13 protein-coding genes are annotated in these 23,761 nt (G+C 70.5%); 3 read left to right on the top strand and 10 right to left on the bottom strand.

What is annotated here, in order from left to right:
- Window positions 1–8: 8 nt before the first annotated feature.
- A complete protein-coding gene (locus QMK34_RS27515; RefSeq protein WP_326417371.1) occupies window positions 9–953 on the bottom strand; it encodes a transporter substrate-binding domain-containing protein in 945 nt (314 codons plus the stop codon).
- 257 nt (window positions 954–1,210) lie between these two features.
- On the opposite strand from QMK34_RS27515, the gene QMK34_RS27510 reads away from it, so the two are divergent.
- The 3 genes from QMK34_RS27510 (at window position 1,211) to QMK34_RS27500 (ending at window position 4,910) form a co-directional block, all read left to right on the top strand.
- Window positions 1,211–3,730: a sensor histidine kinase gene (locus QMK34_RS27510; RefSeq protein ID WP_326417370.1), complete on the top strand. Its 2,520-nt coding sequence runs from the start codon at window positions 1,211–1,213 to the stop codon at window positions 3,728–3,730.
- Window positions 3,727–4,170, top strand: a complete 444-nt coding sequence (locus QMK34_RS27505) for a roadblock/LC7 domain-containing protein (protein ID WP_326417369.1) — start codon at window positions 3,727–3,729, stop codon at window positions 4,168–4,170. Before QMK34_RS27510 ends, QMK34_RS27505 begins: the two co-directional genes overlap by 4 nt.
- An 80-nt stretch (window positions 4,171–4,250) precedes the next feature.
- Window positions 4,251–4,910 (top strand): hypothetical protein, encoded by a 660-nt coding sequence (locus QMK34_RS27500; RefSeq protein ID WP_326417368.1) that lies wholly within the window; start codon window positions 4,251–4,253, stop codon window positions 4,908–4,910.
- 31 nt (window positions 4,911–4,941) lie between these two features.
- Here the strand turns inward: QMK34_RS27500 and QMK34_RS27495 are convergent, their stop codons facing one another.
- The 9 genes from QMK34_RS27495 to QMK34_RS27455 form a co-directional block, all read right to left on the bottom strand.
- Window positions 4,942–6,357: an MFS transporter gene (locus tag QMK34_RS27495; protein WP_326417366.1), complete on the bottom strand. Its 1,416-nt coding sequence runs from the start codon at window positions 6,355–6,357 to the stop codon at window positions 4,942–4,944.
- A complete protein-coding gene (locus tag QMK34_RS27490) occupies window positions 6,354–7,832 on the bottom strand; it encodes a ketol-acid reductoisomerase (protein ID WP_326417365.1) in 1,479 nt (492 codons plus the stop codon). The genes QMK34_RS27495 and QMK34_RS27490 overlap by 4 nt, the downstream gene beginning before the upstream one ends.
- Window positions 7,833–8,106: 274 nt before the next feature.
- Window positions 8,107–9,948 carry an asparagine synthase (glutamine-hydrolyzing) gene (asnB, locus tag QMK34_RS27485; protein ID WP_326417364.1) on the bottom strand — a complete coding sequence of 614 codons (1,842 nt, stop codon included), beginning with the start codon at window positions 9,946–9,948 and terminating at the stop codon, window positions 8,107–8,109.
- A gap of 1 nt (window position 9,949) precedes the next feature.
- On the bottom strand, window positions 9,950–10,753 hold the full coding sequence (locus QMK34_RS27480) for a thioesterase II family protein (RefSeq protein WP_326417363.1): 804 nt from the start codon (window positions 10,751–10,753) through the stop codon (window positions 9,950–9,952).
- On the bottom strand, window positions 10,750–13,869 hold the full coding sequence (locus QMK34_RS27475) for a non-ribosomal peptide synthetase (protein ID WP_326417362.1): 3,120 nt from the start codon (window positions 13,867–13,869) through the stop codon (window positions 10,750–10,752). The genes QMK34_RS27480 and QMK34_RS27475 overlap by 4 nt, the downstream gene beginning before the upstream one ends.
- Window positions 13,859–18,103, bottom strand: a complete 4,245-nt coding sequence (locus QMK34_RS27470) for a MupA/Atu3671 family FMN-dependent luciferase-like monooxygenase (protein ID WP_326417359.1) — start codon at window positions 18,101–18,103, stop codon at window positions 13,859–13,861. Before QMK34_RS27470 ends, QMK34_RS27475 begins: the two co-directional genes overlap by 11 nt.
- Complete coding sequence (locus tag QMK34_RS27465) at window positions 18,100–19,410, bottom strand: polyketide synthase (protein WP_326417358.1); 1,311 nt, start codon at window positions 19,408–19,410, stop codon at window positions 18,100–18,102. Before QMK34_RS27465 ends, QMK34_RS27470 begins: the two co-directional genes overlap by 4 nt.
- A complete protein-coding gene (locus tag QMK34_RS27460; protein WP_326417357.1) occupies window positions 19,407–21,902 on the bottom strand; it encodes a non-ribosomal peptide synthetase in 2,496 nt (831 codons plus the stop codon). Before QMK34_RS27460 ends, QMK34_RS27465 begins: the two co-directional genes overlap by 4 nt.
- Entirely contained in the window at window positions 21,899–23,755 is a 1,857-nt protein-coding gene (locus QMK34_RS27455; protein WP_326417356.1) for a class I SAM-dependent methyltransferase, read from the bottom strand. Before QMK34_RS27455 ends, QMK34_RS27460 begins: the two co-directional genes overlap by 4 nt.
- Between the last annotated feature and the right edge of the window lie 6 nt (window positions 23,756–23,761).

Genomic DNA, 23,761 nt, shown 5'->3' with positions numbered 1-23,761 from the left:
CTGCCGGATCACGAAGTGCCGGGCACGGAGCCCGGCTGGGGTGGGGCCGGTGGTTCGCCCTTGAGCACCGTGCCGAGAGACTCCTGATAAGCCTGCTTCCACAGGCCCGCGGATTCGATCTTCGTCAGCCAGTTGTTGATGAACGTCCTGAACGCGTCGTCGCCCCTCCTGATCCCCACGCCGTACGGGTCCATGCCGAAGGTGCCACTGTTGACCTGGACCTTGTTGTTGAGCTGGGCGTCACCGGCGAGCTGGGTCAGGTCGTTGACGTAGACGTCGCCACGATGCTGCTCCAACGCCTGGACGCATTCGGAGTTGGTGCTGAAGGTGATGACCTCCTTGGGGTTGAATTGCCTGACCACTTGAGAACCGGTCGAGTTGGTGACGGCGAGTACCGTCTTGTCGCGCAGGTCCTCCGCCCTGGTGACCAGGCCGTCGTCCTTCCTGGCCAGTATCGCCGGACCCGAGATGAAGTACGGGCCCGCGAAACCGACCTTCTGGGTGCGCGCCGGGGTGACCGAGTACGTCTGCAACACCACGTCGACGGTGCTGTTCTGCAACAGTGCTTCGCGAATCTGCGACACGGAGTTGACGATGTGGACATTGGGCCGCCCGAGTATGTATTTCGCCAGCAGCCTGCCCATGATGGCGTCGAAGCCCTCGGTCTGTCCGGTGATGGGGTTCTGCTGGGAGAGCAGCGGGGTGTCCTGTGAGCTGCCGACCAGCAACTGGCCTCGCTGCTTGATCGCCTGCGCGGTCGTGCTCTGTGCGAATTCCTCCTCGGTCGCGATCGGCGCTTTGTCCAGCATGCTGTTCCGCGTCACGTTCTGGTCTTCGCCCCTGCCGGGTACCGCTGGGGATTCGCCGGAGCACGCGCCCGACGCGGCCAGGAGCACGGTCGTGCAGACGGCGATCGCGGTTCGGGCCGAAGCCCGGACCCGGCTGATCTTCATTCCTGTTGCCTCCGGTACTAGTAGTAAAACCCATCGCCTTTCTTTCACTTAAGAGCGTTCGCGTTTCACGCGCAGAATGGTCCAGGTCACCGGCTGTCGTCAAGGTGTACCGGCAAGTGATCTCGCGATAGGGATTGCGTGTGGGGGGAATGGAAATACCACTGTCGCCCGTGTCCGGTCATCGTTATTGTCGGGCGGCAAACGAGTGGGACGCGAAAGGTGGGCCGTCCGATCCGTGATCCGGAAGGAAGTCGTCGATGGGTCAACGCCGGGGCCTGTCGAACTGGCGCTTGAGCAGAAAACTGGCCGCGGCTTTCATCCTGCCGACCATGGCCGCGCTCGTGCTGGCCGGATTGCGGGTCCACGACGGTGTCGCGGCCACCACCGTTTATCAGCGGGCCGAGCAGCGGCTCAGCCTGGCCGGGAAGATCGCCAGTACGGTCGGCAGTCTGCAGGCGGAGCGGGAGGAAACGGCCGCGTGGATCGCCGCCGGGCGGCCGGGCGATCGGGCGAAGCTCGACGAGAGCGTCACCGCGTCCGAAGCGGCCGAAAACGACGTCCGGGATACGGTCACCCTCGTTTCCGAAATCGGTGACAGCGCGACCACCGGGCCCTATAACCAGGCCTTGACCAGGCTTGCCGGGCTGGCTCAGTTGCGCCTGTCCGATGCCGACAAGGGCTTCCCCGTCCTGGCCGCGCAGGAGTCCTATGCCGGTGTCATCAGCGCCTTGCAGCGCGTCGCCGAGAAGTTCGGCGCGGACGTTGCCGACCGGGGCCTGCAAGCCAGGCACGACACGCTCGTCCTGCTTTCCGACGCGAAGGAGTATTCCGCGCAGCAGAACTCGTACCTGCGCGCCGCCGCCGTGAAGGATCAGTTCGAACCGGCCGAGCTGAGGAATATCACCACCGCGCAGTCCGACCTGCTCGCGACCATCGACCGGTTCACCGCCGCGAGTACCCCCGAGGCGCAGCTCGACTATTCCAACACCGTCGCCGGGGCGCAGGTTTCCCAGCGATTCCAGCTGCAGCAGCTCGCTTTGATGCGGGCCACCGCGCCGGACCCCCAGCCGCTGGCGATCGATTCCGCGGCGGTGGCGTCCTCCTCGAAGGCGACTCTCGGGCTGATCGGCAAGGTGGAAGCCCGGCTGCTCGACGAGACCACGCGCTACACCCACGGCCTGGTCGTCACCCAACGGAGGGCGGTGCTCACCACCTCCGCGATGATGCTCGGTTTGCTGGTCCTCGCGTTGGTGATGATGGCCTTTGTCGCCCGCTCGATGTTGCGTCCGTTGCGGAGGTTGCGGATCACCGCCCTCGATGTCGCCGACCGGCAGCTGCCCGAGGCGGTCGCGCGGATCATGGGCGAGGCCGATCCCCGTGCCGCGGCGGCGTCCGCCATCGATCCCGTGGCCGTGCACACCACCGAGGAGATCGGGCAGGTCGCCCGCGCGTTCGACGTGGTGCACGGCGAGGCCGTCAGGCTCGCCGCCGAGCAGGCTGTCCTGCGGGAGAACGTCCGCGGGATCTTCGTGAACCTGTCCAGGCGCTCGCAGCGCCTGGTGGAACGGCAGCTCGGGGTCATCGACGTGCTCGAGGCCGACGAGCAGGATCCCGACCGGCTTGCCCGTCTCTTCGAGCTCGACCACCTTTCCACCCGGCTACGCCGCAACGGGGAGAGCCTGCTTGTGCTCTCCGGTGCCGTCCTGGCGAAGTCCGGGCAGCGGACCGCGTCGGCCGCCGAGGTCATTGGTGCCGCCGTGTCGGAGATCGAGCAATACACCAGGGTCGAGGTCGGCGCCGTTCCCGATATCTCCGTGCAGGGCCGGGTGGTCCACGACCTCATGCACCTGCTGGCCGAGCTGCTCGACAACGCGACCTTCTTCTCCGATCCCGAAACGGCCATCACCATCCGAGCCGTGGTGACCCGGCACGACTCGCTGGCCATCCAAATCACCGACCGCGGGGTCGGCATGGCCGTGGAGCAGCTCGAGGCCGCCAATCTCAACCTTGCCGACCCTCCCGAGCTCGACGCCTCCATGACGAGGCGGATGGGTCTCTACGTGGTCGCCAAGCTGGCGCAACGGCACCGCGTCGACGTGCGGCTGCGAGACAACCAGGACAACCACAGCGGGGTGATCGTCAGGATCACGGTCCCCGCCAGGCTGCTGATCCCCAATCCCCGCAGCGCCCCGACGCGTGCTCCGAACGGGCGCACCACCCCGCAGGCGCGCTCAAGCGGACCCGGCGATCCGGCCGGTCGACCGGCGCGAAGCGGCGCGCCCCGCGAGATCGCGCCGCTGGCGTTGCCGAAGCAGGACTTGTGCTACATCCCCGTGGCATTGGCCGAAACCACCGGTCCGGAGCTGGGAACCGCGCTCGACGACGAGGTCAACACGAGCAGGTTGCCGATCTACCAGTCCGTGCTGTCGCGCTGGTTCGACCCCGCGGAACAGCCGGGAGACGCGCAGGACGGCTGGCGCAGCCCGGCGGATCAAGGCTGGCGCGCCGCGGACGAAGTGCTGGACTCCGCCTCCGAGTCGCCGGTAACTCAGGCCGGCCTGCCGCGGCGAGTGCCTCAGACCAACCTGCTGCCGGGCACTATCGAGCGCCGATGCGAGCCGGCGGGGAAGTCGCGTCCGGTCTCGGCGACCGACGTACGGGGACGCATGGTCGAGTTCCAGCACGGGTACACCAGCGGGCGGCACGCACTCAAGGAACGGGGTCGCGATCCAGTCTGCGAGGCAGACGGAGCGACGGACAGGGAAGAGCGAACATGAGGTGGGACAACCCCGTGCAGCAACGGCAGCCAGCACAGGCAGGGCAGGCGTCACCCGACTTCGCCTGGTTGGTGACGGAGTTCGTCCGGCGCGTCCCGGGCGCGGCACACGCAGTGGTCGTCTCCACGGACGGAATCCCGCTGGCCGCCTCGGATCGCTTGCCGGTGGACCGGGCCGATCAGCTCTCGGCGGTCGCGTCCGGACTGACCGGACTGGCGCAGGGCGGCGCGAAGATCCTGGGTGGCGGCGCGGTCACGCAGACCGTCGTCGAAATGGCCAACGGACTCCTGCTGCTGATGACGATTTCCGATGGCTCATGCCTGGCCGTGCTCGTGTCACCGGACACCGACATCGGCCTGATCGCGTACGAAATGACTTTGCTCGCCGACAAGGTCGGCCAGCAGCTGACCCCTGAAATCCGCGCGGCCAAAGGACAATAGCCGAACTGAGGGGACTCGTCGCGGATGGCCTGTTCCTTAACAGAGCTGCGAACTTAACCGAAGAATGAAGGAGTAGTTGGATGCACAAGCACGTTTTGGTGTTCACCGGAGTAGCGGCCTCGATTCTGGTGCTGGCAAGCTGCTCGGCCCAGAAGAAGGGCCTGCCTTCCGCGGCGCCTTCTTCCGTCGGCGCACCGACGACCGAGGTCGCGGCTTCGACCAGTGCGGCACCGAGCAGCACGGGGTCGGCCGGCGGGGACTTCACCAAACAGGGCAGCAAGCTGAAGTTTGGCGAGAAGGCCACCGTGCCGTTCAAATGGGTCAAGGAGACGGGTGTGGTCGGCATCACGGTCAAGGCCATCGAGAAAGGTGCCGAAGCCGACCTCGCGCTACTCAAGCTTGGCGACAAGGCCAAGGGGATGACGCCGTACTACATCCGCATGGTCATCTCGAACGAGAGCGGCGCGAGCTTCGCCTACAGCTCCTTGAGCGGCGTCGACGGCACACTCGCCGACGGCTCCCAGGCGCAGCAAGTGAGCGTGATCGGCAAATTCAAGAAGTGTGACAACGGGAACGCGGACAAGGACTTCACCACCAAGGGCGCTTCCTACGAGACCTGCGGGCTCGCGCTCGCGTCACCCGGCGCGGAGGTCATCGGCGCACAGTACGACTCCGGCAGTTACTCCGATGAGGCGCCGAACACCGACTACAGCGCCGAAAAGCTCACCTGGAAGCCATAGCGGCCCGGCAAGCGCCGCGTCGACATCGAGTCTAGCTGGGAGGTAGCTGTGTTTTCGCACCGGCGGAATGCCTGCGGCTGAGTAGCACGAGAAGGGGCAGCGCACTGGCGACCAGGATGGCAGCGACCACGAACGAAAGGCGGTAGCCGTCAGCCAGCGCGCCGGTCGCGCGGAGTTCGCCGGTGCGGGTCGAAGCGACACCGGCCATGGCCGCGATACCCAGCGCGGCCCCGGCCTGCTGTGCGGTGTTCAACAACCCTGACGCGACGCCGTAATCGCTGGCGGGCGCGCCGTCGATCGCGATCTTCACCATCGGGACCCAGGCCCCGCCGATGCCCGCGCCGATCAGGACCATGGCGGGCAGGACATCCACCGGGTAGGTCGCGTCGAGCGGCTGGACGGCGTACAACAGCAGGCCCGCCACCAGAAGCGCCAGTGTCACGGCGAGGGTGCGCAGTTCGCCGAGCCACCCGCAGAGGCGGCGGCTGATCCACAGCGAGAATACGCAGTTCACCAGCGTCAACGGCACGAAGGCGAACCCCGCGGCCGAAGCGTCGTAGCCGAGCACTCGTTGCAGGTACAGCGTTTCGACGAAGAACTGGCCGAACGCGCCCGCCGAGACGAGCACCCTGACGACACCGCCGATCGGGAACGACCGGGCCGCCAAGAGCGCGGGCGGCACCAACGGCGATTCGGCCAGCGCCTGCCGGAGCAGGAAAGCTCCGACGAGGAGCATGACCACCAGGCCGATGATCATGCTCCTCGCGGACGTCCAGCCGTGAGCGCCAGCGTCGATCAGGCCGCAGACCGCCAGCAGTAGGGCACCGGTCACCAGGACGCCGCCGAGAGCGTCCACCCGGCCGCCGGTGGGCCGCGCGCCGCCGTCGTCGAGCAGGCGGATCCCGGCGAACACGATCAGCACACCGGCTGGCACGTTGATCAGGAAGATCCAGTGCCAGCCCACCGCGTCGGTCACCACCCCGCCGACCAGCAGCCCCGCGGACGCTCCCGCGGCGCCCACGAAACCGTGAAACCCGATCGCCCTGGTGCGCGCGCCCGTCCCGGGCCTACCCGCGGCGATGAGCGCCAGAATCACCGCCGACGCCACGGCGGCACCGACCCCCTGCACGAACCTGGCCGCGACGAGGACGACCGGCGACCCGGCCAGCCCGCACCACAGCGAGGCCGCGGTGAACACCACGACCCCGGCCAGAAAGACCCGCTTGGCGCCCCACAGGTCGCCGAGCCGCCCCGCCACCAGCTGGAAGCCCGCGAACGCGACCAGGTAGCCGTTGACCACCCAGGCCAGCCCGGCCGCCGAGAACGCCAGCTCCCGCCCGATGGCGTCGAGGGCGACGTTCACGACGGTCGCGTCCAGGGTGATCATCCACTGGACGCCGAGCAGCACGGCGAGACTCCGCCGCCGCCTCCGGCCGGGAAGGGTCACTCGACGAACAGGTCCACCGAGGGCCGGAGCTGCCCGCACACGCGCAGGACGTCGTGGATGACGTGGTCCTCGAAGCCCTTGAACGGTGTCGTGTCGACGGACTGGTCCCCGTCGGCCGCCGGATACGCCTGCTGGGTGAGCGCGTAGTCGAACCTCGGCGCCCACTTGCGCGCGCCGAGGCGGGCCGTGACCGAGCAGTTGTCCACCATGTACGCCACCCCGCGCGCGTGCATGTACGGGTTGAGCGAGTCCACCGCCTCGATCACCGATTCGTTCACGATCTCGGAATACGGATGCCCCGCCTCGATCAGTGCGTCGATCTGCGCCATCATCACCCCGCAGAACACCCCGGCGGTGAACGGGTCGAGTGGGATGCCGCCGTCCACCCGGTCGGCGCGGACCTGCTGCCCGACCTGCCACATGCCGGACCGGCCGATCTCGCCCATGGGGAAGCGCGCGAGCCGGGCGCCCGCCGCGACCACGCTGCGCACCTCGTTGCCGACCACCACCTCGTCGTAGATCTCGTGGACGAGTTCGAGGCCGACGGGATAGGCCACCGAGTACGCCTTGGCGAAGACCTCCTTGCCGTCGGCGTCCAGCTTCCGGTACACCCCGTCGATGCCGTGCTTGGAGATCGTCTTCGAGATCGGGCCGGTCACCGACTCGGCCGAACGCAGAAACGCCTCCGCCGCGGTCATCCCGTGCTCGCGGTACCGCCGGTACAGGCTCTCCACGATTCCGTGCACCGCGCCCAGCAGGATCGCTCGCTCGCCGGAGATGTCGGAGAGGTACTCCGAGCGCAGCGTGGTCTGGAAGGTGTACGGCGCGCCCAGCGCCACGGACCACCCGAGCGCGCGGTCCGTGGCGCGGCCGGTGACGTCCTGGTGCACCGCGAAGCTGGCGTTGATCCCCGCGCCGTTGACCTCGGCGCCCTGCACGTAGAGCGCGCGGACCGAAGCACCCATTCCCTTGGGGCAGACGGCGATCACGTCGACGTCCGCTGGGAAGGACCGGCCCTCCTCGGTGAGGTGGCCGAGCAGGAAGCCGTGCGAGAGCCCCAACGTGGTGCCCGGTTTCAGTGCCGCGAACACCTCGTCGTAGGTCGAAGCTTGCGCGGCGTCGGAGATCAGCAGGACCACGAGCTCCGAACTGGCGATGACCTGGAACATCTCACCAAGAGTGCCGTCGGCCTCGGTGAATCCCGCCGCTCGCGCCGAGGGGCGCGAGGCGGATCCCGCACGGAGGCCGACCGTGACCCGCACGGCGGCGCCGAGCGAGTCACGGAGGTTCTGGGCCTGGGCCGAACCCTGCGGCCCCCACCCGATGACGCCGATCTGCCGCACCCCGTCGAAGGCGGCCGGGAGGCGGTCGAACAGGTGCCGCCCGCCCCGGACGATGGCTTCGCGGCGGTCGGCGACGTCGATGTACTCCTTGGTGAACACGGTCGTGGCGAAGTCGAGTTCGGGCTGGGACAAGAGGTTTCACTCCCCTGGGACGGCCACCGCCGGGTGGCCGGGTGAACTGCGGGCTCCCCGCGGCGCCTTCCGAGGTGGGCTCGGACGCGGCGTTCGTGGCGCGGGGACTGCGGGGCCGTGATCGACGGCCGAGGGCGGCGCGGACCCTCCCGCACGAGCTTCCCTGGTGGAGACACCCGCGTCTGAGGGCCGACTGACCGCCTCAATCGGTACTACCATATCTCATAATTGGTCTGACCGTTCCTCACCCTCGCGAAACCTCCTCGATGCCGTCCTAATGCGGCAGCCGCACGTCGAGTCCTGGCTGCGCCAGCCAGGCGTTCAGGCTCAGCGCCTGCTCGATGGCGAGGCGGGTCGCCATCGGGGCGGGATCCTCCGCGACCGGCAGCTCGACCGCCCGCCGGACCGCGTCGACGTCGAGCAGCGAACTGACCCGTGTGGTTCCCCGCGCCAGCACTTTCGCCAGCTCCTCGCGTACCGCGCTGGCGTAGGCGGGGTCCTGGGTCACCGGATAGGGGCTCTTCTTGCGCCACGCGACGGACTCCGGCAGGAGGTCCTTGGCCGCCGCGCGCAGAAGGCTTTTCTCCCGCCCGTCGAAGCTCTTCATCGCCCACGGCGTGTTGAACACGTACTGCACCAGCCGATGATCACAAAACGGGACCCGCACCTCCAGCCCGCTCGCCATGCTCATCCGGTCCTTGCGATCCAGCAGGATCGGCACGAACCGAGTCAGGTAGAGATGGCAGACCTCCCGCATCCGGCGCTCATGCCCGGTCACACCATCCAGCTGCGGCACATCGGCCAGCGCGTCCCGGTAGGAATCGGCACAGTAGGTCGCCAGGTCCAGCCCGTCGAGCAGGGCGGGATCGAGCAGCGCGGGCCGATCACCGACCAGGCCGGTGCGGGACAGCCAGGGAAACGTGTCGGCGTAGGCCAGCCGCGGCTCGTGGAACTGCTGGTATCCCCCGAAAAGCTCGTCGGCGGACTCCCCGGACAACGCCACCGTCGACCCGCGCCGGACCGCCTTGAACAGCAGGTACAGCGAGGTGTACATCTCGCCCAGCATCGGCGGCCCGTCGTTCGCCAGCACCACGGCCGCCCGGTTCGCCGGCTCCGCGAGGTCCGCCGTGGAGACGAGGATGTCTTGGTGCGCCGAGGAAACGTGATCCGCCACGCGGTGGACGTAAGGAGCGTCCGGGGTCTCACGAAGGGCGTCGGGCTGGAAGTTCTCGGCATAACCGGCGAAATCCACCGCGAACGACCGCACCGGACCGAGGCCCCTCTCGGCGAGCGCCCCGGCGGCCAGCGCGGTGAGGACGGATGAGTCGAGGCCGCCGGACAGCAGCGTGCACAGCGGCACGTCGGAAACAAGCTGCCGCCGCACGATGTCCTCAAGGAGCGACCGGACCGTGGCGACGGTGGTCTCCAGATCGTCCACGTGCTCCAGTGCCTCCAGCCGCCAGTACCGTCTCAGCGTGATACCGCCCGCTCCCACGTGGACGAGCTGGCCCGGCCGCACCTCGTGCATCCCGTCGTAGATGCCGTGGCCCGGGGTCTTCACCATGGTCAGCAGCTCCCGCAGCCCGTCCCGGCCGACCACGGCCGTGGCCAGCGGGTGGGCGAGGATCGCCTTGGGCTCGGATCCGAAGAGCACACCGCCGGGAGTCGGGTAGTAGAAAAGCGGTTTGATACCCATGCGGTCCCGCACCAGCAGCAGCTCGTGCGTCCGCCGATCCCAGATCGCGAACGCGTACATCCCGTTGAGGCGGTCGACCAGCGAGTCGCCCCACTGCAGGTAGGCGCGCAGCACCACCTCGGTGTCACTGACCGTACGGAACCGATGCCCATGGTCTTCCAGCTCCGCCCGCAATTCGCGGTAGTTGTAGACCTCGCCGCTGTACGTCATCGCCGCGACGCCCTCGACCTCCATCGGCTGCACCCCGCCCTCGACGTCGATGACCGACAACCGGCGGTGGGCCAGCACCACCCACCGATCCACCCACACCCCGGACGCGTCCGGCCCACGGCTCGCGAGGGTGTCGGCCATCGCCCGCCCGGCCTCGCCCTCATCCCGCAGGTCACGCCCGAAATCCACCCATCCGGCAATCCCGCACATGTCAGTCCTTTCGGTCTCCGCACCGGCACCCGGGACGGCGGTCGCGCTCAACGCGCGACCGGGTGGACAGCTCGTGGCCGACCTCTTCGGCCACGGACCGCAAGACGTCGCCGGAGCTCGACCCGAACAGGAAGTGGTGCCCGCCAGGGAAACCGCGACAGGTGGACGAACCCGTCGTCACCGAACCCCAAGCTCGCGCCTGCTCCGCGTCGCAGCCGGGATCCGCGGTCCCGTAGTAGGCGGACACCGGGCAGGACAGCAGCGCTCCCGAGTCGCCGTGCCAGGTCTCGTACAGTTCGAAATCGGCGCGGATCGCCGGGAGGAACAGCGCGAGCGCGTCCGGATCGTCGAGCACGGCCTGCGGAGTCCCGCCGAGCCCGCGAAGCACCCCGGCGATCTCTTCCGCCGTAAGCCGATGGATGCTCCTCGCCCGTCCGCGGGATGACGGCGGCGCGCAGCCACTGACGAACAACCGCACGGGGACTCGGCCGTTCTCCTCCAGCCTGCGGGCCAGCGCGAACGCCACCGCCGCACCGGCACTGTGGCCGAGCAGGGAGAACGAGCCGTCCAGGAACGGCACGAGCGCGGGGACGAGGAGATCCAGAAGCGCGTCCATGGACCGGACGGGCGGTTCGGCGATCCGGCTCTCGCGGCCGGGCAGCCGAACCGGCTGGACGTCGAGCCTGGACCCGCGCCGGAGCCACGGCGAGAACGCCGACGCGCCTCCTCCGGCGTGGGGGAAACAGAACAACCTCGGCCGATCGGACACAAGGGGCGGATCGCCGAGGAGCCACGGGGTGATCACGAGGATCCCCCTTCGACCAGCGCGGCCATCCCGGCGACCGTGGGCGCCCCGAACAGCTGCTCCAGCCCCACCCGGACCCCGAACAGCTCGTTGAGCTCGGCGTTGAGCCGCATCGCGAGCAGCGAATGCCCGCCAACGGCGAAGAAGTCGTCCTCTCTCGACAGGTCGTCCCGCCCGAGCAGCTGGGCCCAGAGTGCGGCGATCCGGATCTCGGCCGGTCCGCGCGGGGGCTCGGCGCGGTGGTGGACAACACCAGAGCCGGGTTCCGGCAGCGCCGCACGGTCGACCTTGCCGTTGGCCGTGAGCGGGATCGCTTCCACCACCGTGAGGAGGGTGGGGACGAGGTGCTCCGGCAGTGCGGCACGCAGACCGGCGCGGATCGGCTCCTGCTCGATCTCCTGACCGGGCCGGGCGACGAGGTAGCCGACCAGACGACCGCTACGGACCGCGGCGACGGCGTCGCCCACACCGGGCAGCCGCCGGAGCGCGGCTTCCACCTCGCCCAGTTCGATCCGGAAGCCCCGGACCTTGACCTGGCCGTCGTCGCGGCCAAGGAAGCGCAGAGTCCCGTCCTGCCTGCGCAGCACCAGGTCACCCGTCCGGTACAGCACGGGATGCGGCCCCGCAACGGGATCGGCCACGAACTGCCGGGCCGTCAGGTCCCGTGCGCCGTGGTAGCCCAGCGCCAGACCGCGGCCACCGATGCACAGTTCGCCGGGCACACCGTCCGGCACCGGACGCAGCCCGCTGTCCCGCACGTGCAGGGAGGTGTTCGCCAGCGGGCCGCCGATCGGCACCACGGCCTCTCCGAGATCGTCTTCGCCGACCCGGTGGATCGCCGCCCAGACCGTGGTTTCCGTGGGCCCGTAGAAGTTCCACAGCCGCGTGGGCCACGCCAGCACCTCACCGGCCAGCTCGCTCGGCAGTGGCTCGCCGCCGGAGATCACCACCCTCGGGACGCCGCCGGTCTCCTCCCGGCGAAAGCGGGCCAGTTCGCCCAGCACGGAAGGCGTCAGGCTGAGGACGCTGACTTCGTGGGTGCGCAGCACCCTGTCCAACGCGCTCACCGACCGCTGGGCCCCGGGTGGCACGAGGACGACACTGCCCCCGGTCAGCAGCGGCCCCCAGATCTCCCACACGGAAAGATCGAACGCGAACGAATGCGCACAGCTCCAGCGGTCCCGCCCGGTCGCGCCGATCGCTCCCGCTGCCGCGCCGACCAGATTCACCACCCCGCCGTGCGCGACCGTGACGCCTTTGGGCCGTCCGGTGGACCCGGAGGTGTAGATCACGTAGGCCGGTGCTTCCGTTGCCTGCTCCCGAAGTCCCACCGGGAGCCGGTCTTGCCCGCACAGCCGTGAGACGTCCAGCACGAGCGGGGCAGCGGTGGTGCCGTCGAACAGGTCGCGGGTGGTGTCGTCGGTCAGCACCGCGCTCGCGCCGGAGTCCGCGAGCATCCGTTCGAGCCGCACCGGCGGATGGGCCGGTTCCATCGGCAGATAGGCGGCACCGGCCTTGAGCACTCCGAGCATGGCGACCACGGCGTCCACGCCGCGAGACAGGCAGACGCCGATCGGCGACCGCGCCCCCCGCTCCAGCAGTCCGCTCGCGAGCACGCCGGAACGGTGGTCGAGTTCCTGGTAGGTGAGCCGGTCCGCGCCCGCGATCACCGCGACGGCAGCCGGTGCGCGCGCGGCCTGGCCAGCGAACATTTCGGTGATGCTGGCGGCCGCGAGTGGCTCCGGGGCGCCCACCATGGCGTGCGCGGCTGTGGTGGCCTTGGCGCCGGTGAGCAAGGGCAGCCGGTCGACCTGGTCCCCCGGGTTCGCGAGAGCGCGGTGCAGCATCGTGAACCACGCGTCCAGCAGGCTCTCCGCAGCTGCCAGGTCGTACAGGTCGGCGTTGTACTCCAGCGCGCAGTGCAGGCCGGGCCCCTGTTCGGTGATCTCCAGCGAGAGGTCGAACCGCGCGGTCCGGCGAGGCACCGTGAAGGGGGTGACCCGCGCCCCGCGCAACTCCAGTCGCGGCGGGGTGAAGTTGTTCAGGGTGAACAGGTGCTGGAACAGCGGATTGCGGCTGCGGTCACGCACCGGGGCGAGTGCGTCCACGATCAGGTCGAACGGGGTCTCCTGGTGGCCGAGCGCGTCCAGCACGGTGTCGGCGACGCGGGCCAGCAACGTGGTGAAGTCCGGCCGTCCACCGGTGTGGACGCGCAGCACCACGGTGTTGGCGAAATAGCCGATGAGGTCCTCGAGCGCGGGATCGAGACGGCCGCCCACCGGCGTCCCGATCAGCAAATCCTGCCGACCTGAGTACCGGGCGAGCACCGCGCTCCACGCGGCGAGGAGCACCGGATACGGCGTGACGGCGTTCGCGGCCGCGACTCCGCGCACCTGTGCCTCGAGCGCGGCGGGCATCGTCCTGACAGCGCGGCCGCCGTCGAACGTCTGCGCCGGGGGACGGGGACGAGCCAGCGGGAGGTCGAGCCCGGCCGGTGGGTCCGCCAGGCTCGTGACCCACCAGTCCAGCTCCGCCCGCGCGGCCGGGCCATCGGCAGCGTCCTGTTGCCAGATCGCGAAATCCCCGTACTGCACGGAGAGCCGGGGAAGGTCGGGGCGGCGGCCGTCGAGCCGGGCGGCGTAGCACTCCGACAGGTCTCGCTGCAGTACCCCGGCGGACCAGCCGTCGCACACGAGATGGTGCACGGCGACGACGAGCACGTGATCGTCCCGGCCGAGGCGCAGCAACAGCGCCGCCGCGAGCGGGCCGCGCTGAACGTCGAAGCGGGTGGCGAGGAACTCGGCGGCGCGGTGCTCGGCACCGGCCTCGTCTACGGGCTCGATCCGCAGTGGGAACGTGCCGGTGTCCGCGACCAACTGCACGACGCCGGTGGCGCTCCTGGTCACCCGCGTCCGGAGTGTCTCGTGCCGGGCCGCCAGGTCGTCCAGTGCCCGGTGCAGGACGTCCACCGCCAGCCTGCCGCGGATCCGGACCGCCGCGCCGGGCACGTTGTAGGCGGGGTTGCCCGGTGAGAGCCGGTCGACGAAGAACAATCGCCGTTGCGCGAAGGTGGCGGGGAACTCGCAGGACGCCGCCGCGCGCGAATCAGCGGTCATCGCGGACGAGTCTCCCCAGTTCGGCGAGGAACGGCAGGCCGTCCTCGACCAGTCCCGGATCGGGCAGGAAGTCGATCAGGCAAGCGATCTCGTCGACGCCGATCGCCCGCCAGCGCGCGACCCGGCCCGCGCAGGCCACGGGATCGCCGATCAGCCCGGTCCGCTCGACGAGGGCGGTGAGGTTCCGTTCGGCCAGCACCCTGGCGTCGTCCGCGCCGACGTCCCCGGTGTCCACCGACAGGCCGTGGGCATTGCGCCGCTGCAACTCGAAGTTGGTGGCGATGTAGCGGGTGTACGCGGCGGTCATGCGGTCGCGGACGGCGTCGAGGTCGGGCACAACCAGTGTGTGCTGCATCAGGGTGACCTGCCCGGTGTCCGGATCGTGCCCATGGTCCTTCCGGGTCTTGCGGTAGACGTCGATGTGCTCGGCCAGATCCTCCGGGGTCTGGTGCATCAGCGCGGTGAGCACGTTCGCGCCGGTCCGGCCCGCCTGCTCGAAGGTGCTCCTCGATTCGCCGGTCAGCCAGACCGGCAGCTCCCGTTGCACGGGACGCGGGTAGGTGCGGATCGAGGTGCGCGCCCCGGCGCCGTTGGCCCTGGAGACGGTTTCGCCGCGCCACAACCGGCGTACCACGTCGACGTCGGCGGCCACGATCTCCTTGCGGTCCTCGTAGCGACCGGGCCCCAGCACGAAGTCGTCGACGTGCCAGCCGGAACCGAACGACAGGTCCACCCGGCCGCCGGAGAGGTTGTCCACCACGGCCCACTCCTCGGCGATCCTGATCGCGTCGTGCAGGGGTGAGATCACGCTGCCCGCGCGGAGGCGGACCCGGCTCGTCCGCCCGGCCACCGCGGCCGCGATCACCGCGGGGTTCGGGTGAAGCCCGCCGAACGCGGCGAAATGCCGTTCCGGCAGCCACACCGCCGAAAAAGCGTTCTCGTCGGCGAAAACGGCCGCGGACAGGAGGCTCTGGTACCGCGAGCCGGACGCCGTCTCGTCCTCGGCGTCGGCGGAGAAGAACATCAAGCCGAGCACGCCTCCGGACTGTTCGGACTGCTCGGGGCCGACGCGGACGGTCGCCCTGGGCACGGCGACCAGCGCGGGCCGGGCGGTGGGCGCGCCGGGCGACGTGCCGGAGCCGACGCGATCCACGATCGCGGCGACGGTCGGGGTCTCGAGGAAGTCCCGTAAGGACAGTTCGCAGCCGAACTCCCGCCGCAGCCGGGCCAGCAGCATCGTCGCCACCAGTGAATGGCCGCCGAGGTCGAGGAAGTTGTCGTCCGGGCCGATGTCTTCGACGCCAAGGACTTCCCGCCACAGCTCGATGACCCGCGCCGCCACCGGACCGCTCGGCCCGGCCGCGTCGCCGACGGGTGCCCGGCGCGACACCCGTTCGGGCTTGGATCTGGCGAGCCTGCCGAGCGCGTGGCGGAACCGGTCCGCCTCGTCCCCGGCGTGCCTGGCCACCGCCTCGCTGAAGTCCCTTGTGGACACAATGACCTGGGAACGTTTCATGGTCAGCAAATGCGTGAGCAGCTGGGGAAGATCGTCCTGGCGGATGGCGTACCGCAGGGTCTCCTGCCGCCAGCCGTGAAGTTGCTGGGGCAGCTCCGTATCCACGGCCATGCCCGCCCCAGCCCAGACGCCCCAGTTCACCGACATCCAGCGCGTGGCACTCCCCGTGGCGAGTTCGGCGGCCAGCGCGTCCAGCACCGCGTTCGCCGCGCAGTAGTCGACCTGTCCGAACCGCCCGAGGATCGAGTTGTGGGAAGAGCACAGCAGCACGAAATCCGGTTGTTGCACGGCGGCGGACAAGGCGGCCGCGACGGCCCGGCCCCCGGCGACCTTCGGCGACAGCACGGCGTCGGCGTCCTCGGCGGTTTTCCCGATGGCTAGCCCCGCGCCCGCGATCCCCGCGCAGTGCACCACGCCAGCGATCCCGCCGAACTCGCGCACGGCCTCCCGGACGATCCGGGTCAACGCCGGTCCGTCGGCCACATCCGCCGCGAAGTACCGTACGTCGGCGCCCAGTTCGCGCAGTTCGGTGACAGCTTCCCGCTGCCTGCTCGCGCCGGGCGCATCGAGCGGTGTGCGGCCGGTGATCACCAGGTTCCCGCCCCAGTGGCGGGCGAAGGCCATGCCGACGCCGCCCAGGCCGCCGGTGATGAGGTGACAGCCTCTGGTGCGGGCGGCCGCCGGGACCGCGGACTCCGCGATGGGGCGGTAGGACAGTGTCCAGCGTTTCCCTTCCCTGAGCGCGACAACCGGTTCGACGCCGCCCGCCAGCTCGGCCAGTAGCCCTCGTCCTCCATCGCCACCGAGCCCGCCCGCGGGCAGATCGACGGCACGGCAGCGAAAACCCTCGTGTTCCAGTGGCAGGACCCGGACGGGACCGAGCAGGGCGGCCCGTTCCGCGCACAGTTCGTCACCGTCACGGACCGCGTGCACACGATCGGAGACGACGTCGAACGCGGGGGCCTCGTCGCCGTAGCGGCCGAGGATCGCCTGCGCCGTGCACAGGACGCTGTGGAAGGCCGCGTGCATCCGGCGTGCCTGATCGTCGGCGGGCTTCCCGGTGTTCAGGCAGTGCACCACGCGGCGAAGAGCCCACCGGTCGCCCAGCTCGTCGAACAGCAGGCGGAAGTGGCCGAGGTTCGCCGGGTCGAGGACATACCGGTCGTCAGCCACCCGGCGGAACTCCGGCCCCGCCACGGCGACGACCACCCTGGTGTCCACATCGGACAGTGCGGTGGCCAGCTCCGCGCCGATCCCGGCCGCGCGTGCGGGGCCCTCCGCGTCGGCCGGGGCCAGCACGAGCCAGGCTCCTGTCGTCCGCTCCGCGGTGGCCGCCAGCACGTCGGCAGGACGCCATTCCGGGCGCCAGAACCATTCCGGCAGTGGTTGGCGAACAGGCAGGTCTTCGGCGGAACGGGTGAAGCGGCCGTCGATCCAGTGCCGGTCCCGCCGGAACGGATAGGCGGGCAGACTCACCCGGCGCGGCCGGTCGGCGCCGCGCACCGGTGCCCAGTCCACCGTCACCCCGGCGCACCACAACCGCCCGAGCACTTCGTAGAGGTCATGGTGGCCGCCGATCGACCCGGCCACGTTCTCCCTCGTGGCGGCGGAAAGCCTGGCCAGCGCGGACAGTGCCGTCCCGGGCCCGACCTCGATCGCCACCCGGCCCGACTCCGCCGACAGCAGTCTGGCGGCCCCTTGGGCGAAGAGGACAGGCTGCCGAAGCTGGCTCGCCCAGTACTCGGGGTCGGTGGCCCGGCGTTCGTCGAGCCAGTCGCCGGTGACGTTGGACAGCAGCGGGATTCGTGGCGGGCTGAGCCGGTGACCGGCGATCAGGTCGCGGAGTTCGTCCGCCGCCGGGGCCATCGCGGCCGAATGGAAGGCGTGCGAGGTGCGCAGGCGCGCGGACCGCACCCCTTCCTCGCCGAGCTGCCCGGCGAAGACCGTCAAGGCCTCTTCCCGGCCGGAAAGCACGCAATCGCGCGGACCGTTGACCGCGGCGATCTCCACCCCGGACGGCAAGCGTTCGATCAAGTCCTTTTCGGACAGTGGCACCGCGAGCATCGCCCCCGGCGGCATCCGCTGCAGCAACCGGGCGCGGGCCACCACGATCCGCGCGCAGGTATCGAGGTCGAACACCCCGGACAGGCAGGCCGCGGTGTACTCGCCGATGCTGTGGCCCAGCAGTGCGGACGGCCGGACACCGCAGTCCTGGAGGAAACCGGCCAACGCGTACTCGACCAGGAACAACGCGGGCTGCGCCAGCTCGGTCCGCCGCAGCCGTTCCTCGGTGACACCCGAAGGATCGAACACCAGACGGGCCAGATCCTCGCCCAGCGCGGCCGAGAGCGCCTCGGCGCACCGGTCGGCGTGCTGCCGGAACCCGGGTTCGCCGCGGTACAAGTCGCCGAACATCCCCGGCCGTTGCGCGCCCTGTCCTGGCAACAGGAAGGCCACGGCGGGCGGCGCTCCGGCTGGTCGGACGTCTCCTGGCAGCGGGGTGCCCAGACCGGCGATGGCCTGCTCGATCCCGGTCGCCACGACGGCGCACCGGTACGGCAGCTCACGACGTCCTTCCTGCAGGGTGAACGCGATGTCGGGGAGCGCGAGGTCACGGTGCTCACGGAGGTGCCCGGCAAGCCGCGCCCGCATCTTTTCCAGCTCCGGCAGGCCTTTCGCGGACAGCAGGAGAAGGTGCGGAGTCGGTGGGGCGCTCATCGCGGTGACTCCTCGAGAATCACGTGACAGTTCGTGCCGCCCATGCCGAACGAACTCACCCCGGCCCGCAGGTGCCCGTCACGGCCGGTGAACTCCCGCAGTTCGCCGTTGACGAAGAACGGGCTCGAAGCGAAGTCGATCTCCGGGTTCGCGGTGGCGAAGTTGATGCTGGGTGGCAGCTCACGATGCCGCAACGCCAGCACGACCTTCACCAGGCTCGCGATCCCCGCCGCGGCACTGAGATGCCCGATGTTCGGCTTGACCGAGCCGATCGGGCACGACCCTGGCCGGACGTCGTCGTCCGCGAACGCCCGGGACAGCGCGGCGACCTCGATGGGGTCGCCGAGCAGCGTGCCGGTGCCGTGGGTCTCCACGTAGCCGAGGGCGTCCGCGGTCAGCTCGGCGGCGGCCAGCGCGGCGGCCACGACCTCGGCCTGCCCGTCCAGCGCGGGGGCCGTCCAGCCCGGCTTGGCCGAGCCGTCGTTGTTGACCGCGGCCGAACACAGCACGGCCTCGACGTGGTCGCCGTCCGCGACCGCGTCCCGCAGCCGCTTCAGGACCACCACGCCCGCCCCGTCGCCGAACACCGTGCCGGTGGCCGCCGCGTCGAAGGCCCGGCAGTGCCCGTCCCGTGCGCCGATACCGTCCTCTGTGTACAGGTAGCCCGCGCGCAGTGGCAGTGAAACCCGCACTCCCCCGGCGAGCGCGAGATCGCATTCGTGGGTGAGCAGGCTCTGGTAGGCCGAGGCCACCGCGACCAGCGACGACGAGCAGGCGGTCTGCGTCGCGATGCTCGGCCCGGTGAAGTTCAGCTGGTAGGACACCCGGCTGGTCAGGTAGTCCTTGTCGTTGCCGAGCAGGAACAGCAGCTCGTCCAGCTCGGTGTGCCGGGTCGCCGCGTCGTAGAGGTTGAACACGTATTGGCTCATCCGCCCACCGCCATAAACGCCGACCGTGACGTCGAGCCGGTCCGGGTCGTAGCCGGCGTCCTCGAGCGCCGACCACGCGGCCTCGAGGAAGACCCGCTGCTGCGGATCGATGAATTCGGCCTCGCGCCGGGCGTAACCGAAGAACCCGGCGTCGAACTCGTCGGCTCCGGCGAGAACCCCTTTCGCCCGCACGTAGGCCGGGTCCGCGAGCAACTCGCCGTCGACCCCCGCGGCACGGAGCTCGTCCTCGGAGAACCGCGAGATCGACTCGACGCCGTCGGTCAGGTTGCGCCAGTACTGTCCCGCCCCGGCCGCGCCGGGCACCCGGATCGCCATCCCGATGACGGCCACCTTGTGGTCGTCGCCCGCGCCGGTCACGGTGCACGCCTCGCCTTCGCCGAGCGCGCGGCCAGCTGGGAGATCGCTGTCCTGCCTCGGCGCCCGCGGGCCTTGGCCGCCGCCCGGCCGTCCCGCTGCTCCGGTTCCAGCAGCCCGGCGAGGGCGGCGACCGTGCCACAGCGGAACAGCTCGGCGACGACCAGCCCGGCGGGGGCGTGCGGCCGCAACCGCCGGTGCAGCCGGACCATCCTCAGCGAGTGGAGGTCGAGCTCGTCGAGCCGGTCACTGAGCCGCACCGCGTGCCCGAGCAGCCTGGCGACCTCGGCGAGCACCTGGGACTGCGCCGCGGTGACGCCATCGGGCAGGACGAAACCCACCTTGCGCGGCGCGAGTTCCGGCAGCCGGGCGCGGGCCAGCTTGCCCGCAGACGTCCGCGGCAGCGACTCCAGGCGAACGAACTCCGAAGGCACCATCTGCGCCGGGAGCACGGCGGAACAGTGGCCGCGCAGCTCGCCGAGGTCCGCGGTGCCCGTCAGGTAACCGACGAGTCGCGCATCCCGCCCTTCCCCGATCACGGCGGCCGCGGCGTCGACCACCCCCGCGGCCCGGCCGAGCACCGCCTCGACCTCCTCCAGGCCGATGCGAAACCCCCGGAGCTTCACCTGATTGTCGGCGCGTCCCAGTAGTTCGACGCGATCGCCGTCCACCACCCGGGCGAGGTCACCCGTGGCGAACCGCCGTGCCCCGGACGGCGTGACGGTGAACCGCTCCGCGGTCAGGTCCGGACGCCCCTGGTAGCCGTCGGCGACGCAGGCACCCGCGACGTGGAGCTGGCCGACCGCGCCGATCGGGACCGGGCGGTGCTCGGCGTCGAGTACGTGCAGCTCACAGTTGTCAATCGGCCTGCCGATCGACAACCGGACCATGCTCGCGGGTACCTCCCGAATGTCCTGGACGGCCACGTTTGAGGCGCATTCGGTCAGGCCGTACAGGTTGACCAGCGCCACGTCGGGCAGGGATCGCACCCACCGGGCCGCGAGCGCGGGCGGCAGCGGTTCCGCGCTGCTGGACACCCAGCGCAGGGCGCCAAGGCGACCACGATCGTCCCCGACCTCGTCCAGGATCAGTTCCACCAGCGCGGGCGCACCGCACAGCCTGGTCACCCCGTCACGCACGAACCGCGCGCACAGCGCCTCGGGGTCGGCCAGCTCACCGGAGGTGACGATCGCGGTGGGGACTCCTCGCAGCAGCGCGCCAAGGCACTCCCACAGGGAACCCACCAGCCCGATCGGCTTCACCCACGCGAGGACCTCGCCGGAGTCGAAGGGGTGCTCCCGCCACATCCACCGGAGCCGGTTGAGCACGGCGCGCCTGCCGATCGGCACGGCGTGCGGCGTTCCGGCGCTCCCCGAGGTGTGCAGCACGCAGACCACCGGATCGTCCTTTTCGGACACTGTGGCCGACGGGGCGGCGGAAAGACCGAACCGCGCGCTGACGTCGGCCCAGCCGCCATCCCGGACTCCCAGCACGAGCACCGCACCGGCTTCCCTGGCGACGGCGGCCGATCGCTGGAACGGCTGCTCCGGAGACAGGGGCAGATAAGCCGCACCGACGCGCAGCACGCCCAGCAGGCCCGCCAGTGCCCGCGGCGATCGATCCACCCGCAGACCGACGAGATCACCGGGACGGACACCCGCGGCGAGCAGCAGCTCGGCTACTTCGGCGGCCGCCTCGGCCAGCTCGCGATAGCTGGTCGAGCCCTCGACGGTCAGCAGCGCGGTCGCGTCCGGCGTCGCGTCCACCTGGGCGGCGAACAGGGAGCTGAGCGAACTGCCCGGCAGCTCTGTCCTGGGCCCGCGCAGTGCCGCACGCCGTTCCCCGAGGGTGGACTCCGCCGCCCGCACCAGGTCCCCGACCGAGCCGAGCCCGGCGGGGCGCGACAGACCGGTGAGGATGGCGGCCACGTACGCGGCGAGTCGCTTCGCGGTGTCCGACCGGTAGGACGAACCGGGAAGGCTGACCACACCACGGACGAAGTCGCCCGGTGCGCCGAAGCGGACCCCGACCTCGCTCGACGGTCTCCGGTCCAGACTGTGCAGCCCCTCCATCACGACCACTGCGGCGGAAGTGTCTTCCACCGGATAGGCCTCGCGGGCGTGGACCTGCAACAGGCACTCCCGCACCTCGTTCAGCAGCGCGTGTACCTGCCGGACCGGCGACGTGTCGACCGGCACGGGCAACGACGCGCCACTGGTCGAGTGGAGCGGTGGAACCGCGATCGTCGACTTCGTCCGCCCGGACAACCTCGCCAGCGCGAGCGCGGTCGCGGTCACCACGCAGACGTAGCCGAGGAAAGCGTCCCCGCCGGTGAGCGCGATAGGCATCGGCACCGCGGGGAGAGCCGCCGTCCGCGGCCGTGGATCGTCACTCCGGTGATCGCTGGGCAAGGCCGCCGCGGCGGGCAGGTCCGCCTGGTGACGGCGCCAGTAGTCGCGCAGCGGCGGGCAGGCCGACAGATCGAGTGAGGTCACGACCGGCTCCTTTCGGCGGCACAGTCAGGAAAACGGGGTACCGCGCGAAGCGCGTCGTCGAGGTAGAGCTGGCTGGCGGGCAGCCAGTACGCCGCGCTCACCCCGCCGGTGCCGGTGACCAGGCTGCGCACCGGAGCGAGGCCCGCGAGCACGAGGGCCAGCTCGTGCTCCAGGTAGGGCAGCAAATACTGGCTGGTGGCGGAGTGCACGCCCCAGACGGCGGCCGCCGGGTCGACGTCGGCGCGCCAGGGATCCCCCGTGATCTCGTCGAGCCGGGGCACGTGCGCCTCCACCAGCACCAGGCCGTGTCCGAGGTAGGGCAGCCACCGGGTCATCGTCCGCACGAGATCCGCGGCCGCGACCACCGCCGGGACGAGCCTGCCGTGTTCGGACTGGTCGACGGTGAACTGCGCGGCCACCACCGAAGGGGTGGCGCCGGTCGCGCCGAGCCGGGACAGCCCGTCGGCCAGCGCGTACCGACTGGCCGTCTCGACGGCCTCCGCGAGTATCTTCCCGGCGAGCACCTCATCCTGGACGCTCAGCTCCCGATCGTGCACCAGGAACATCTGCGTGTGCACCAGGTCGGCCGCGCCGACGGTCCGGCCGTCGGCCGTTGACCACCCGAGCGCGCGCAAGGATCCGTCCAGCGCGCCGGGGTCCGCGACATCCGCTTCGAGCACCGCGACCCGCACGCCGTCCAGTCGCTCGAGCCCGTCGAGGGTCGCGCTCGCCAGCCGCAGCGCGGAGGGGCTGATGTCCGCGCCGACCACGGCCAGCGGATATTCCGTGAGGCGCGCTCCGCGACGGGTGTCGGAGATCACGAACTCGACCATCTCCCGCAGCGGCTCACCGGAGCCGCAGCCGAGATCCGCGAGGCCCGCGGGCTGCGCGGACAGGTCCGGGTGGTCGAACAGCGGCCCGATGACCTGTTTCAGCAGCTCTCGCCGCAGGCCGCGGACCGCGGAGTTTCCCGCGCTGCCCCAGATGTTGATCACCCGGTCGAGATCGCCGTCTCGACGGCTCGTCCGGCTGAGCCCGCCGAACACCACCTCGTCCAGCCGTACCAGTGTGCTCAGATAGGACACCACCACGCCGTGGTTGGCGGCCACGGCGCGCAGTTCGCGCCCGGTCGCGGTGAGCACGGGACCATTCGCGGACAACTCCACCAGACCGAGGGCGTCAAGCAGGTCCAGCACCCCCGCGAACATCGCGCGGGCGCCGTCCGTCCGGCCGGTCTGGGCGTCCAGCAGGTCGAACAACGGGGGCCCGGACGGACGTGTAACCCCGTCGCCGGACCGGAATTCCGGCATTCCCATCGCCACCGCGAGCGGACTCACGAGCACGCCGTCGAGATCGGTCCGCAACCGCTCGACGACGTGCGCGTCGCCCGCCTCGGCCCGCAGGCCCCAGCCATTCCGGCTCAGCGTCGCGAGTTCGTGCAGCCGACCGGCGGCGAACCCGTCGCCAAGGTCCGGGACACGCAGCGTCACTGGAAGCGCTTGCAGAACCGGCAGCGTACGAAGGAGCAGGGTGAAGGCGGGCCGGTGCGACCGCTCGATCCCGGCGGCGGCCCGCCCGTCCCCGGTCAGCTCGGCCACGGTCCCCACGCCGGTACCGGTCAGCCGAAGCCAGCCGTGCAGACCCAGCACGCGGAGCGAGCCCAGCAGCGCACCGCAGGCACCGTCCACATCGGACTTTCCCGTCGCCAGGCCGTAGAGTTCGGCGACGGTCGCCGGGGCCACGTCCAGCCTGTCGAGCACCCCTCGCGCGGCGAGCATGCCGAGGGTCGGGATCACGACCAAACCGTTCAGCGACTGCGTGCCTGCCGGGTCACCCGCGACGAATGCGGCCATGGCGTC

Source organism: Amycolatopsis sp. H20-H5 (genome assembly GCF_035828755.1).
Taxonomy (GTDB): domain Bacteria; phylum Actinomycetota; class Actinomycetes; order Mycobacteriales; family Pseudonocardiaceae; genus Amycolatopsis.
Note: the sequence above shows the minus strand (reverse complement) of the source record. Positions and strands in the feature narration are given on the sequence as shown.